This is a genomic window from Ruegeria haliotis (genome assembly GCF_013377785.1).
GTDB classification, from domain to species: domain Bacteria; phylum Pseudomonadota; class Alphaproteobacteria; order Rhodobacterales; family Rhodobacteraceae; genus Ruegeria; species Ruegeria haliotis.
Map to the genome: position 1 here is coordinate 24,796 of NZ_JABXWT010000010.1, position 13,101 is coordinate 37,896.

Sequence of the window (13,101 nt, forward strand, 5' to 3'; positions counted from 1 at the left end):
AAAGGACTGCAAGCCTCATTTTCACTCGAACTTGGGGATTGCCCGTTTTTCTGAGACAGTGCAGAAAACCATTCTGCCATGAATGCAGAGTTTACCGTCAATGATGCAGGCTGTAACACGCTTGGCAAAGCCTCAGGGTACTAGAAAAAATGCAGGTTGTTATCCACGCTGGCGCAGCTTTTACAGACGACGGGCAACTGTTGGGCTCGCTGCTGGCAAACAAATCCACTCTGGCCCAAGGGCAGATTATGCCGCTTGGCCCGCGTCGGTGTCGACATTTCGTCAAAGTGATATCTGACGCACTTTCTCAGGACGAACCGCTGTTGGATGCACGAAAAAGCCTGACTGCCGTTCTGCCCTCCGAACCGGATGCCGAGCGCGTGATTCTATCCAGCGACAAGTTCTTTGGGCCAAGAAGAACCGCGCTTCAGCATGGGCAGATTTACCCTTTTGCCGGCAAGCGAATGGCGTTTACCGATCAGTTACTCGAAAACGCCAAAGTCGAGCTCTTTGTCGGGTTGGTAAATCCAGGCAGCTTTATCCCCAAAATTCTGATGTCCCTTCACGAACAACACCGGCAAGCAATCCTCGACAGCACCGATCTGAGCTGTTTGAACTGGGTGAGCATGATCGAAGATCTTGGTGATCTGGCCCCGGAGGTACAGCTCACTCTTTGGGAAAACGAGGATACGCCACTGATCTGGGGCGACATCATGCGCGCAATGGCCGGGGTGCCAGATGATGTCGCCCTGCAGGACGAACATGCTCTGCTTTTGTCACTTCTGACGGAGACCGGGAAACAGCACCTTCTGGAGCTTGTCCAACAACAGAACGCGCAGGACCGGAATACCTTTCGCGATAATCTCGTGACAATTTTCGAAGCTCACGCCCAACCCGACGAGATCGAAGAAGAACTGGATCTGCCGGGTTGGAATTCAGAAATCGTAAGTGCGTTTTCAGAGCTTTATGAGCAAGATCTGGCTAAAATCGAAACCATGCCGAATGTGCGCATACTAAGGCCCTGAAATACTCGCGAAGGCTACAGCCCGATCGCGCTTACATGCCCAGAGCTTCTTTATACATTTCCAACACGGCCTCTTCCTCGGCAATATCGTCCTTGTCCCGCTTGCGCAGAGCGACGACCTTCCGCATGACCTTGGTGTCATAGCCGCGCGCTTTGGCTTCGGCCATCACTTCTTTTTGCTGTTCGGCGAGGTCTTTCTTTTCTGCGTCCAGGCGTTCGAACCGCTCGATGAACTGGCGCAGCTCGCCTGCCGTAACCCGGTAATTGGCGGTGGCCTGATCTTCGGTCATATCTTCCATGTGCGTCTCTCCCAGAGGCTGAATTCTGATGCTGTGACATCGGGCAATACGCCGGATACATCGCTGTCGCCCGGGTCGCAAGCACCCAATCCGCTACCGGACTTGTACCGGGTGACCCGATCCGTTAAGCGCGGGTACAAATCACGGGCAAATGTGGGGAACCATGTTCGAATTCATCACCTGGGGCGGTGCCGCCCTGTCATTGGCCGGGCTTGCCGGACTGGTCTGGTGCATTCTGCGTGTGATGAAAGCGCGCAAGGCCGGGTTATCGGATGATGAACTGCGCAGGGTCGTTCAGGGCGTTTTGCCCTGGAATCTGGCGTCTTTATTTCTGTCGGTCATTGGCCTGATGCTGGTCATCCTCGGGATAGCCTTCGGATGACCACCCGGATTAAACCGGTAAGTTATCAAACCGCGCTTCCATAGCGTCTTCGCACAACGCTGCATCCAGACGGCGTAAACGCGACGGGACATGCATGCCCTGCTGGCGCATTCGATCAATCACTTTGCTTACGCTCGGCTGAAGGGCCAAACGCGTGTCCAAACAGGCGTTCTGAAGCTCTTGTTCAAGTTGTTCAGCTTCGGAATAGAGATTTGTCGCTGTCATAATCCATCCTCCCACGTGATGCCAGTATGCCATATATAGGTAACGGGAAGAAGACCCGCAGACGTTACCTTGGCACTGTGCGGAATCTTGCCCGCCAATCCGACAGGTTCGGCAATATGGCACAGTTGGTCTATATATTATTCAAGTTTAATCGGCATCGCCTTGACAGACATCAATACTTGAATTGGTTGTTGCCTCACATTCCAAAATGCATATATGAATGAAGCTCAGAAACGGAGGGTACGATGACACCAGTAGTGAAAGCGTTTTTTGACGACCAGACCTTCACGGTTTCTTACGTCGTGCATGAACCCCAAAGCAGGGCCTGTGCGATCATCGACAGTGTCCTCGATTTTGATCATGCCTCGGGGCGAACGACTACCGCATCGGCAGATTTGATTATCGACTATGTACGGTCTCAGAACCTGAAGGCTGAATGGATACTGGAAAGCCATGTTCACGCGGATCACCTGTCCGCGGCACCCTATCTACAGCAGGAACTGGGTGGTAAAATTGGCATCGGCGCACAGATCGTTGCGGTACAGGACACGTTTGGCAAGGTCTTCAACGAAGGCACGGAATTCCAACGCGATGGCAGCCAGTTTGACGCTCTGTTTTCAGAAGGCGACAGCTTTCATATTGGTCAGATGCGCGGGGACGTCCTACATACCCCCGGCCATACTCCGGCCTGTCTGACCTATGTGATCGGCGATGCGGCTTTTGTCGGCGATACGCTGTTCATGCCGGATTTCGGGACTGCGCGATGCGATTTTCCTGGCGGGTCTTCGGCCACCCTTTATGAATCAATCCAGAAGATACTGGCCCTGCCCGACGAAACCCGGGTCTATGTCGGACACGATTACAAAGCGCCTGGGCGAGACGAATACGCTTGGGAAACAACCGTGGGTGAACAAAAGGCATTGAACATCCATATCGGCCAGGGGCGTAGCATCGAAAATTTCGTGGAAATGCGCGACGCACGGGATGAAACGCTGGCCATGCCCCGCCTGATCCTGCCCTCGCTTCAGGTCAACATGCGCGCCGGGCAGATGCCGCCTGCGGACGAAGAAGGTGATGTTTTTCTGAAACTGCCCGTCAATAAACTCTGACACGACCAGCGCGGACCAAAGGGACTAACACAACATGAACGCAGCTTGGATGTGGGGCCTATTCGGTGGGGTTCTGATTGGTCTTGGCGCAGCAGTATATCTGCTTGGCAATGGCCGGATCATGGGAGCCAGCGGAATTCTGGGCGGTCTGGTCGATGGCAGTGCGCGCAGGAACACGGCCGAGCGATTGGCGTTTATTGCTGGGGTCGTAGGGATGCCATTTTTGGTACGCCCCTTGATCGCGCCTCAGACTGAAACCCACCTGACGGGCAATCTGGGGATCGTTATCGCAGCCGGGCTTTTGGTCGGGATTGGGACACGCATCGCCAATGGCTGCACCTCCGGGCACGGAGTCTGCGGTATCTCGCGGTTTTCTTTGCGCGGGATCGTGGCAACTATCATCTACATTGCCGTCGGCGGGCTGACGCTGGTTCTGCTGCGGCATGCTTGGGGGCTGATCTGATGCGCATCATCATCTCATTGATTGCTGGGTCACTATTTGGCGCTGGCCTGCTGATCTCAGGCATGACGGATACAACCAAGGTTCAGGGCTGGCTGGATGTGTTCGGGGATTGGGATCCTACCCTGGCCTTTGTCATGGGCGGGGCCATCCTGCCAATGCTGGTGGCCTGGAGGTTGACCGCAGGACACACACCCCTGACCGGAGGGCAGTTTCCAGCCCCGCCAAAACCTGAACTGGATCGTCGGCTGATCATCGGATCTGCGTTGTTCGGGATGGGCTGGGGACTGGCGGGATTGTGCCCTGGCCCTGCCATGGCGTCGCTGACATATGGCGGGTTTGGAGGTGTGGTGTTTCTGGCCGCAATGATTACAGGAATGCTCATGGCACCGGCATTGGGGGCACAACTGGACAGGCCCGCAAACGCAGCCTAAGAAATCACCATGGAGATTCGACCAATTACCCCCCGCTACGCCGTCTCACCGCAAATCACGGTCGAAGACGTGCCAGCCATCGCCAAGGCCGGTTTCGTCAAGGTGATCTGCAATCGACCCAACACCGAGGTTCCCGCAGACATGCAATCGGACGCAATTGGCGAAGCTGTGCGCGCTGCAGGGATGGAGTACGAAATACTCGAGCTGACGCATCAAACCATGACTCCGGAAAACGTCGCACGTCAGCGGGATATGGCCGAAGGGTGCAGTGGACCGGTTCTGGCCTATTGCGCCTCGGGCACGCGGTGTTCAGTGGTGTGGGCACTGGGGCAATGCGACCGGATGAGCACGGACGATATTCTCACAGCGACCACCAGTGCAGGATACCAGCTGGAAAACCTGCGCCCGGCTCTGGAACAGATACGAAACACAACAGATTGAACAACCCGTCCGGTTAGTCGATACGATCCGGTCCGTCTTCGGGGCTGGTCAGACCGGCCAATTGCGTGATTTCCGCAACCATCTGATCCGAATTGGCAAAGCTCAGATCGCTATCCAACGGATTCAGCCCATGATGTGAACCGCCATCGGGCGTCACGTCCAAGACATCTGCAGCCAACGCTGATGGATCAAGGGGTTCTTGCCGAGCCCTCACTGACCTGTTTTCGACAAACTCCGGCACACCCGGCTCTGTCAAAGCTGGCAGTGGGGCCTGTTCGTTCAGGCGAATGGCCCGCAACCCTCCGCACTGGCCAAGTCGCCCAACCGCTGCGCTCGTGCGATCTATGGTCAGGATTTCCGTTCGATCCAGCCGGGCGCTGGCCAAGGGCAGCAAACCTCCTACCTCCAGCCCGGACAAACCAGCCAATGGCAAGGTCATCTTGCACAGCACAGCGTTCAATTCCGCCCGCAGAACCCCCGAAGATTGTTCAAGACATGGGCCCGTATCTACCTGAGCATCTTCGACCGGTGCTGACATTACTGGCAGATCAGGCAAGAGAATAGAGATTTGCCCCTGCCGCAATCCACCCGCCAGATCTACGGTCAGGTCGAAAATACGGTAAGTGTCGTCGACCAACCCCAAAGACATGGACCGTAAATCCGCAGCCCGAGACGCAAATTCATATCCCGACAGACAAACCTGATCCGCTGCCGCCTCAACCAAGGCGACGGCCCGGATCAAAGCCTCTTCAATCAGTGGTGCCACCATCGCAGCGTCCGTGTCGGTAAATGCACGAGCTTCCGAGGGATCGGCGGTCACCTCACCAATTGTCTGGGTCTGAACTATGGCGGATACGAAACCAGGATCCAGACAAGCCGCTGCAACCCCCTCGGTGCCATTGAACAAAAGCAACAGCCAATCCTCACCGATCATCTGCACAAGATCATCTTGGGAACGGTTGGATTGCTTTACCCCGATTACCGCAAGCGGCAGGTTCAGACGATCCCCGGCTGCCCGTGCAAAACCCAGTCGTAACGCGCGCAGGACCGAGCGGGGACGATCCCGCAGGTCGTCTTTCCCAACTGAAAGCTTGCGCGCCAAAGCAGCGCTGACAGTTTGTCCCATGGCCCCAAATCACCAATTGTTCCTGCAATTGATCTTCGGTCTAACCCGGCGACGGTTACGAAGTCCTTTAAATCGCCGTCACTGCGCCGCCTGCCGGTAGGCCAGCGGCAGACTTATACGGAAGGCAGCCCCGCCCTGCCCCGGCAGATAGCTGATCTCGCCGCCGAGGCGCTGCATGATCTCGCGGCAGATTGCCAGACCCAGCCCCGCCCCGCCCACCTTGTCGACGCCGACGCGGGCGAATTTTTCGAACACCATGGACTGCGCCTCGGGGGGAATGCCGCTGCCATTGTCGGTGAAATCTATTACCACCTGCCCCCCGACATCATGGGCCGAAATGGTCAGCACCGGCTCAGCCGCATCACAATACTTCTGCGCGTTGGAGATCAAGTTGATGAACACCTGCCCCAGACGATCCAGATCCGTATGAAGCGGAATACGCTCCGAAATCAGGCTGCGCCGCACGCTCAATTGCTGATCAGTCCCCGCCAGGGCGCTGGACACAGCCCGATCCAGAACCGAGCGCAGACTGTCATCACCCATGTTCAGATTGACCTGCCCGCTTTCCAGAACGCTCAGATCCAGCAGGTCATCCAACAAGCGCGTCAGGCGCAAAGCTTCATCATGGATGATCGCAGCATAGCGCGTCTGTTCTTCCGCGCTCAGTCCCTGAGTGTCTCGCATGATCTCGGAAAACGCCCGGATCGAGGTCATGGGCGTGCGCAACTCATGGCTAACCTGACTAAGGAAGCTGTCTTTTTGTTCAGACACTTGCGTGAGCTTGGTGTTGGCCTCGCGTAATTGACGCGCCGTTCTGCTCAGTTCGGCAGACTTCACTTCCAGCTGGCTGGAATATTCCAACATCTGGGCAGATTCGTCCGCCACAGCCAGCAGGTCTTCGACCGAGACGGATGACCCTCCCACAATCTGACCAATCATAGCATGTGCAGTGGCCGCCCCGACCGAGCCGCTCAGCTCACGCTCGAGACGCTCCAGAAAGCCCGGCGTCGGCTCAGGAAGTCGCGACCGCCCTCCCTGCTGTTCGGCCTCAGACTGAAAGAACTCCTGCGCGGGTCCGGCGCCCAGGATTCTTTGTGTCATGATCATCAGATCTTCGCTTTGCGCCACCGAACCGGTCCAGCCGCGCGGCGCGGCGGAATGATCGAATACATTGACAAACTGGGCACCCTGCAACCGCTCCAGCGGACTTGGAAAACTCAGCAGGGATGCCACGCAAAAGGCGATCGTGTTCAAAGACATCGACCACATGACCGTGTGCACCATCGGGTCGATTCCCTCGATCCCGAACAGGGCCTGCGGGCGCAGCCAACCCAGACCGAAAGGGCCATTCTGCAGGACCGTCTCGGGCATCCAGGCAGCACCCATGCCCGGCAAAAGCAGCGTATAAATCCACAGGACAAAGCCTACTGACAGTCCGACCAAAGCACCGGTCCGCGTTGCCCCACGCCAGAACAATCCCCCAACCAACGCGGGCAGGATCTGAGAGATTCCGGCAAAGGCAACCAATCCGATAGACGCAAGTGCAGTCCCGCCGCCCGACAGGCTGTAATAGAAATAGCCCAGCGCCATGATGACCGCGATCGACACCCGGCGCGCCAAAAGAACGATATTGCGGACGTCTCCGGAAACCGATCCGGAACCTTCCTGCATGTTTAGCCAGATGGGCATGACCAAGTGGTTCGATACCATCGTTGACAAGGCCATAGCCGTCACAATGACCATCGACGTCGCCGAGGAAAACCCACCGATAAAGGACAGCATCGCCAACCAGTCATTGCCCTGCGACAAGGGCACTGTCAGGACAAACAAGTCAGGATTGGATCCCTCTGGCATCAAATCCAGACCAATGACGGCGATCGGAACCACAAACAGGCTCATCAGCAGCAGATACAGGGGAAAAGCCCAGGCAGCGGTCCTCAGATGGCCCTCGTCGTCATTTTCAACCACCATGACCTGAAACATGCGCGGCAAACAGACAAAGGCCGCGGCAGACAGGAAGATGAAAGTTGTCCATCGCCCGGCATCCACGTTCCACTGACCGATTTCCGAGGCGTCGATGCGGTCCATCATTGGACCGATACCACCCGCCACACCCCAGACGACAAAGATCCCTACCGCCAGCAATGCGAATAGTTTGACGACCGATTCCAGCGCGATGGCTGTGACAACACCGTGGTGGCGCTCATTGGCATCCAGATTGCGCGTACCAAACAGAATGGCAAACATGGCCAAGCCCGCCGCCACCCAGAAAACGCTGGACCCTTCGCGGTATAACCCGGATGGGTCAGCTTCGGCGAAGATCGAAAAGGACAGGGTAATCGATTGCAATTGCAGCGCGATATACGGCGTGCCCCCAAGCACGGCCAAAATGGTGACACACACCGCCAACGTGTTCGACTTGCCGTACCGGGACGAAATCAGATCAGCGATTGATGTCACCCGCTGACTGCGCCCGATACGCACCAGCTTGCGCAGGCCCCACCACCAACTGACCATAACCAGAGTTGGCCCCAGATAGATGGTGACGAATTCCAGCCCCGACCGCGCAGCATTTCCAACCGCGCCATAAAATGTCCAGGCCGTGCAATAGATCGACAGGGACAGCGTGTAGATCAGCGGAGATCGCAGCCATTTGCCTCGCCCGGCCGCAGCCATGCGATCTGCCGCAAAAGCGACCCCAAACAGCAAAACGACATAACCTAGACAGACAAGGATCAGGACGTTCAGTGTCGCCATCAGTCAGCGTCCGCTTCGGGGCTTTCACGCCTACCCAAGCGGCGCGCGGTCAGGCCGAAAAACAAACTGACCAATATCAGCAGGCCCCAACAGGCGAATATGTAAAAAATGGCCGACGACAACGGCACCGCCTGACTTTCAACCGTTTCATCCGGCCACAGCAAGGGGATTACCAGCAGCGCAGCGCCCAAAAACGGCAGCAGTCGCGCGGCGTCGGTCATCCTACGACGACGATAGCTTTGTCGCTCCAGAAACAGTGAGGGCTTTGAACCCAGCGGTTTACGTGCCGAATCCCCTGCGTCCGTCATAATCGTGATGCCTGAGCATGCAAATCGCGCACAGCTGTCAGCACCTCGGCATTGGAAAACGGCTTAGTCATGAATCGGCTGACCCCGGCGTTCTCGGCCATTTCGCGATCACGGGACTGGCCGCGCGCCGTCAGCATCAACACGGGAAGATTCTGCATGTCTTCCAGCTCTCGCAGGTCGCGCAGAATATCCATGCCATTTTTTCCCGGCAACATGACATCCAGAATGACAAGATCAGGCTTTGCATCCTGAATCACCTGCACTGCATCCATCCCATCACCATGCGTTTCAACCTGCCATCCCTCGCGGGTCAGCAGAAACCGGATCGCTTCAGCAATATTCGGCTCATCCTCAATCAACAGAACCTTTCGGCTCATACTTTCACTTCCTCCCCGTGGCGGATCGCACATCTGTCTATCTGCCAAGACCAGATTAAGCGCTCTGTCAGGAAACTGTCAAAAACCTTCGCTCAAAATCGAAGGTTCGCGCCGCGACCCGCAGTCGCTGCTGGGACACACGCGGCAATTCGGCCCCACTTGCGCAACAGTTCCTGTTCCTTGTGCGACCTCCCCTGCAGGTCGAACCAGCATCACCGAACGGTAAACCGGTTCCAATTCATACCCCGGAGTGGAATGCACCCAGGCAAATGCATGGCACTCGAACTCTGCAGCCGCCCGACCCAATTGCACGATGCGCTTTCGAATCGGCACCAATGGCCGGTTCAATGCCGTAAAGAGTGGCCATAAAGGGCAGGCCTCGCCATGACGCGGCAAGGCAAAACCGGGAACCGGTTTGAAAAACAGGATACTTCCCGATGCGTCACACACCACCAGCCCAGCCGGACGCGCCAGAACCTCTTCGGGCAGGAAAGCCAGCCGTCGCAGAACCGTGGAAACATCAACTGAAAACCGCTGAGCCAGTTCAACCGGATCAGGCTCGGCCTTTTCCAATGCGGCTTTGATCTTGTCCAACGGCATGGCACGGGCGTCGGATGCGCAGATCTCCAACATATCCCGGGCTACCGTCCGGGCCGCCGCCGTGTTCAGGCCATCCAATTCAACGGCCTTGACCTCACCGCCCGCTTCGAGTTCGGGGAAGAAATGCCCGCGCGCTTCAAGGAAAGCCTCAACCTCTTCCAGCGGGACACCGCGCGGATCAGCCGCCGAGTCACTGTCATCCAAAAAGGTCACAAGCGCTTTGGAACTGTCCGCCAAACGTTCGGCATCCTGGTGCAAATTTCGGTGGAAGCGATCCTGCCATTCGGCATCAATGTCCTGCGTGTCTGCCAGAATGGCCGCAGTCGAGCGAATCGCAGCTGCTGTGGACAACACTTCGTGCATCGATGCCGCCAAATGGGGGTCATGAGTCAGTCGGTCCGACAACGTTTCCACAGTGCGCTCCAATGACACCACGCGTCGGTGCATTTGGGCCAGCACCCCAGCCCACCCCGGAAACCGTCCGGCAAACTCTTCCAACCCATCCACTTCAGCCTGTTGCCCAACCGCGTCGACCGCAGCCTCACGCAGAGCAGATATCAGTGTTGCTTCGATTCCCTGCGTCAAAAGCGAGGGCTCGACCGACAAAGCACCGGCAATATCAACCAGCAGTTTGCCCCCGATACGACGGCGATTATGTTCGATCAGGTTCAGATATGACGCCGAAATCCCGACCTGGCGCGCCAGCTCAGCCTGCCGCAACCCTGCAATCTGGCGCCTTTCCCGTATCCGGCTTCCAGTCAGCGTATCGCGCATGACCTGCGTCCTCTCCGACCAGTTTGGTTTATGCTCTGGGTATTCATTTTCAGAACAGTCTATCAATTTCCGCTACTTATACACCTATTTTCACGCCATATTTACAATATTGACAGACCTCAATTGAATACCCCCCCACCGGAACTCAACCTTACTCAGCGCAAGAGTTTGCATCGCCCCTTCAATTCCGGCCAGATTACCTGCACCATACGCAGATGAGTGACCCCGCCTTTGAATATGCGCCTATAGGGCTCGTCGAGCTGGAAAACCGGATCATTCGGCGCTGTAATCTTCAGTTTGCCCGAACGTTCGGCGGTGAAGAGCCCGAGTATCGCAACATGCCTTTGTTGCATCTCTACCCCTCGGTCGCCGATTGGGAGCGGATCGGCCAACGCAGCCTGCAGGTCATGCGTGACACCGGGTATTACACGGACGAACGGGTTATGCGACGTCGCAGTGGCGATTTGTTCTGGTGCCGTGCGCGTGGTCGATCGCTTACACCAGATGACCCGTTTCGCCATGGAATCTGGAGCTTTTCGGATATTTCCGAGGAACGACCGCTGGTCGAACTGACAGTCCGCGAACGCGAAGTGGCGATCCTGTCCTGCCGGGGGCTTTCTGCCAAGGAAATCGGCGTGGAACTTGGGCTGAGCTACCGCACGATCGAAGCGTACCGGGCGAGATTGCTGGAGAAATTCGACGCCCGGAAATTACCCGAGCTGGTGGCTAAAATGTCAGGAATGCCACTTTGAATTCCCCGGCTCCCCAAATTGAGCGTCTCAGACCCAATTGTTGGGCTGAGACTGCGCTTTCCATGACCGACCTCATGCCTTATAACGCTGCGTAATTACACCAAGGCCCGCAGAAACAGACGGGTCAAAGGGGAACCGTCGAGGACACTCATGACAGATACCAAACACGAAGAGGACGTGGCGTTCATCAAGGCACTGGCCGAATTGCTGCGCGAAAATGATCTGACCGAGTTGCAGGTCAAACGCGAATACGGCGAAGAAGACAGTCTGAATGTTCGGGTCAGCCGTAAGATTCAGGTCGCGCCCGCTCCGGTTCAGGTGGCTATGCCTGCCGCACCTGCTGCTGCCCCGACCGCCTCTGCCCCGGTCGAAGCACCGACCGCCTCGGATGATCCTGCAAGCCACCCTGGTGCCGTGACCTCGCCGATGGTCGGCACTGTCTACATGCAGCCAGAGCCGGGCGCGCCATCGTTCATCTCTGTGGGCGCATCGATTTCCGAAGGGGACACCCTGCTGATCGTCGAGGCGATGAAAACCATGAACCACATCCACGCCCCCAAGTCGGGCACGATCAAGCGCGTTCTGGTCGGTGATGGCGACGCCGTTGAATTCGGCACTCCTCTGGTCATCATCGAGTAAGGCGGGCCCATGTTCGACAAGATCCTGATTGCCAACCGAGGCGAGATCGCCCTGCGCGTCATCCGCGCCGCGCGCGAGATGGGGATTGCCACGGTTGCCGTGCATTCCACCGCCGACAGCGACGCGATGCATGTACGCATGGCGGACGAATCGGTCTGCATCGGCCCCCCACCCAGCCCGCAAAGCTATCTGTCGGTGCCCGCGATCATCTCGGCCTGTGAAATCACCGGCGCGCAGGCGATCCATCCCGGCTATGGCTTTCTGTCCGAAAATGCCGAGTTCGTGCAGATCGTAGAAGATCACGGCATCACCTTTATCGGCCCCACCGCCGAACATATCCGGGTGATGGGTGATAAAATCACTGCCAAAGACACGATGAAGGCATTGGGCGTGCCCTGCGTTCCCGGCTCGGATGGGGGTGTGCCTGATGTGGCCGCGGCCAAGCGCATCGGCGAAGAATTCGGCTATCCAGTCATCATCAAAGCCACCGCCGGTGGCGGCGGGCGCGGCATGAAAGTCGCGATGAACGCCAACGAGATGGAAAGCGCCTTCATGACCGCGCGCGCCGAAGGCAAAGCCGCCTTTGGCAATGACGAAGTCTATATCGAGAAATACCTGACCACGCCCCGCCATATCGAGATTCAGGTCTTTGGGGACGGTAAGGGCAAAGCGGTGCATCTGGGCGAACGCGATTGTTCCCTGCAACGCCGCCACCAGAAAGTGTTCGAAGAGGCCCCCGGCCCCAGCATCACCCCCGAAGAGCGCGCCAGGATCGGCAAGGTCTGCGCGGATGCTGTCGCCAAGATCAACTATATCGGCGCCGGCACCATCGAATTCCTGTATGAAAATGGCGAGTTCTACTTCATCGAAATGAACACCCGCTTGCAGGTGGAACATCCGGTGACCGAAGGAATCTTTGGCGTCGATCTGGTTCGTGAACAAATTCTTGTCGCTGCGGGTGAACCGATGTCGTTTGGCCAGGATGATCTTGTGATCAACGGCCATGCCATCGAAGTTCGGATCAATGCTGAAAAACTGCCAAACTTCTCGCCCTGCCCAGGCAAGATCACGGCATACCATGCCCCCGGCGGTCTGGGCGTGCGGATGGATTCGGCGCTGTATGACGGATACTCGATCCCACCCTATTACGACTCACTCATTGGCAAGCTGATCGTTCAGGGCCGAGACCGGGATGAGGCGTTGGCGCGCCTGAGCCGGGCGCTGGGGGAATTGATTGTGGATGGCATCGATACCACTGTGCCGCTTTTCCACAAGCTTCTTCAGGAACCTGACATCCATAGCGGCGATTATAACATCCACTGGCTGGAGCGCTGGCTTGCGGAGAATATGGCTGATTAAAAACGTAGGGCCGGTTGGCAATCACCTTCCGGCCC

Annotated in this window: 16 protein-coding genes; 9 read left to right on the forward strand and 7 right to left on the reverse strand. The window is 57.1% G+C overall.

Annotation, left to right across the window (positions count from 1 at the left end):
• Window positions 1-149 precede the first annotated feature (149 nt).
• Entirely contained in the window at window positions 150-1,025 is an 876-nt protein-coding gene (locus HW561_RS15550) for a hypothetical protein (protein WP_176866260.1), read from the forward strand.
• A 31-nt stretch (window positions 1,026-1,056) separates the two neighbouring features.
• On the opposite strand, the gene HW561_RS15555 is transcribed toward HW561_RS15550, so the two are convergent.
• Window positions 1,057-1,323, reverse strand: a complete 267-nt coding sequence (locus HW561_RS15555) for a DUF2312 domain-containing protein (protein WP_176866261.1) — start codon at window positions 1,321-1,323, stop codon at window positions 1,057-1,059.
• Between the two features lie 163 nt (window positions 1,324-1,486).
• On the opposite strand from HW561_RS15555, the gene HW561_RS15560 reads away from it, so the two are divergent.
• Window positions 1,487-1,705, forward strand: coding sequence for a hypothetical protein (locus tag HW561_RS15560; protein WP_176866262.1), 219 nt, complete (start codon window positions 1,487-1,489; stop codon window positions 1,703-1,705).
• A gap of 9 nt (window positions 1,706-1,714) precedes the next feature.
• On the opposite strand, the gene HW561_RS15565 is transcribed toward HW561_RS15560, so the two are convergent.
• Entirely contained in the window at window positions 1,715-1,930 is a 216-nt protein-coding gene (locus HW561_RS15565; RefSeq protein WP_176866263.1) for a hypothetical protein, read from the reverse strand.
• A gap of 245 nt (window positions 1,931-2,175) precedes the next feature.
• On the opposite strand from HW561_RS15565, the gene HW561_RS15570 reads away from it, so the two are divergent.
• From HW561_RS15570 to HW561_RS15585, 4 genes are read left to right on the forward strand one after another with little or no spacing between them, the layout of a single operon-like run.
• Entirely contained in the window at window positions 2,176-3,039 is an 864-nt protein-coding gene (locus HW561_RS15570) for an MBL fold metallo-hydrolase (RefSeq protein WP_176866264.1), read from the forward strand.
• A gap of 34 nt (window positions 3,040-3,073) precedes the next feature.
• Window positions 3,074-3,502, forward strand: a complete 429-nt coding sequence (locus tag HW561_RS15575; RefSeq protein WP_176866265.1) for a YeeE/YedE family protein — start codon at window positions 3,074-3,076, stop codon at window positions 3,500-3,502.
• Window positions 3,502-3,933, forward strand: a complete 432-nt coding sequence (locus HW561_RS15580; RefSeq protein WP_176866266.1) for a DUF6691 family protein — start codon at window positions 3,502-3,504, stop codon at window positions 3,931-3,933. Before HW561_RS15575 ends, HW561_RS15580 begins: the two co-directional genes overlap by 1 nt.
• A gap of 9 nt (window positions 3,934-3,942) precedes the next feature.
• The gene (locus tag HW561_RS15585; RefSeq protein WP_176866267.1) at window positions 3,943-4,374 is read left to right on the forward strand and encodes a TIGR01244 family sulfur transferase; all 432 of its coding nucleotides are present in this window, start codon (window positions 3,943-3,945) and stop codon (window positions 4,372-4,374) included.
• Between the two features lie 13 nt (window positions 4,375-4,387).
• Here HW561_RS15585 and HW561_RS15590 read toward each other — a convergent pair whose 3' ends face one another.
• The 5 genes from HW561_RS15590 to HW561_RS15610 all read right to left on the reverse strand — a co-directional run bounded on the left by HW561_RS15590 (window position 4,388) and on the right by HW561_RS15610 (window position 10,316).
• The gene (locus tag HW561_RS15590; RefSeq protein WP_176866268.1) at window positions 4,388-5,500 is read right to left on the reverse strand and encodes a FliM/FliN family flagellar motor switch protein; all 1,113 of its coding nucleotides are present in this window, start codon (window positions 5,498-5,500) and stop codon (window positions 4,388-4,390) included.
• A 78-nt stretch (window positions 5,501-5,578) separates the two neighbouring features.
• Window positions 5,579-8,257: a sensor histidine kinase gene (locus tag HW561_RS15595; protein WP_176866269.1), complete on the reverse strand. Its 2,679-nt coding sequence runs from the start codon at window positions 8,255-8,257 to the stop codon at window positions 5,579-5,581.
• Complete coding sequence (locus HW561_RS15600; RefSeq protein ID WP_176866270.1) at window positions 8,257-8,565, reverse strand: hypothetical protein; 309 nt, start codon at window positions 8,563-8,565, stop codon at window positions 8,257-8,259. The genes HW561_RS15595 and HW561_RS15600 overlap by 1 nt, the downstream gene beginning before the upstream one ends.
• The gene (locus HW561_RS15605) at window positions 8,562-8,942 is read right to left on the reverse strand and encodes a response regulator transcription factor (protein WP_176866271.1); all 381 of its coding nucleotides are present in this window, start codon (window positions 8,940-8,942) and stop codon (window positions 8,562-8,564) included. The genes HW561_RS15600 and HW561_RS15605 overlap by 4 nt, the downstream gene beginning before the upstream one ends.
• Window positions 8,943-9,020: 78 nt before the next feature.
• A complete protein-coding gene (locus HW561_RS15610) occupies window positions 9,021-10,316 on the reverse strand; it encodes a helix-turn-helix transcriptional regulator (RefSeq protein WP_176866272.1) in 1,296 nt (431 codons plus the stop codon).
• A gap of 215 nt (window positions 10,317-10,531) precedes the next feature.
• On the opposite strand from HW561_RS15610, the gene HW561_RS15615 reads away from it, so the two are divergent.
• The 3 genes from HW561_RS15615 (at window position 10,532) to accC (ending at window position 13,066) form a co-directional block, all read left to right on the forward strand.
• Window positions 10,532-11,068: a LuxR C-terminal-related transcriptional regulator gene (locus HW561_RS15615; RefSeq protein WP_176866273.1), complete on the forward strand. Its 537-nt coding sequence runs from the start codon at window positions 10,532-10,534 to the stop codon at window positions 11,066-11,068.
• A gap of 150 nt (window positions 11,069-11,218) precedes the next feature.
• The gene (gene accB / locus HW561_RS15620; RefSeq protein WP_176866274.1) at window positions 11,219-11,707 is read left to right on the forward strand and encodes an acetyl-CoA carboxylase biotin carboxyl carrier protein; all 489 of its coding nucleotides are present in this window, start codon (window positions 11,219-11,221) and stop codon (window positions 11,705-11,707) included.
• 9 nt (window positions 11,708-11,716) lie between these two features.
• Complete coding sequence (gene accC, locus HW561_RS15625) at window positions 11,717-13,066, forward strand: acetyl-CoA carboxylase biotin carboxylase subunit (RefSeq protein ID WP_176866275.1); 1,350 nt, start codon at window positions 11,717-11,719, stop codon at window positions 13,064-13,066.
• The last annotated feature ends 35 nt before the right edge of the window (window positions 13,067-13,101 follow it).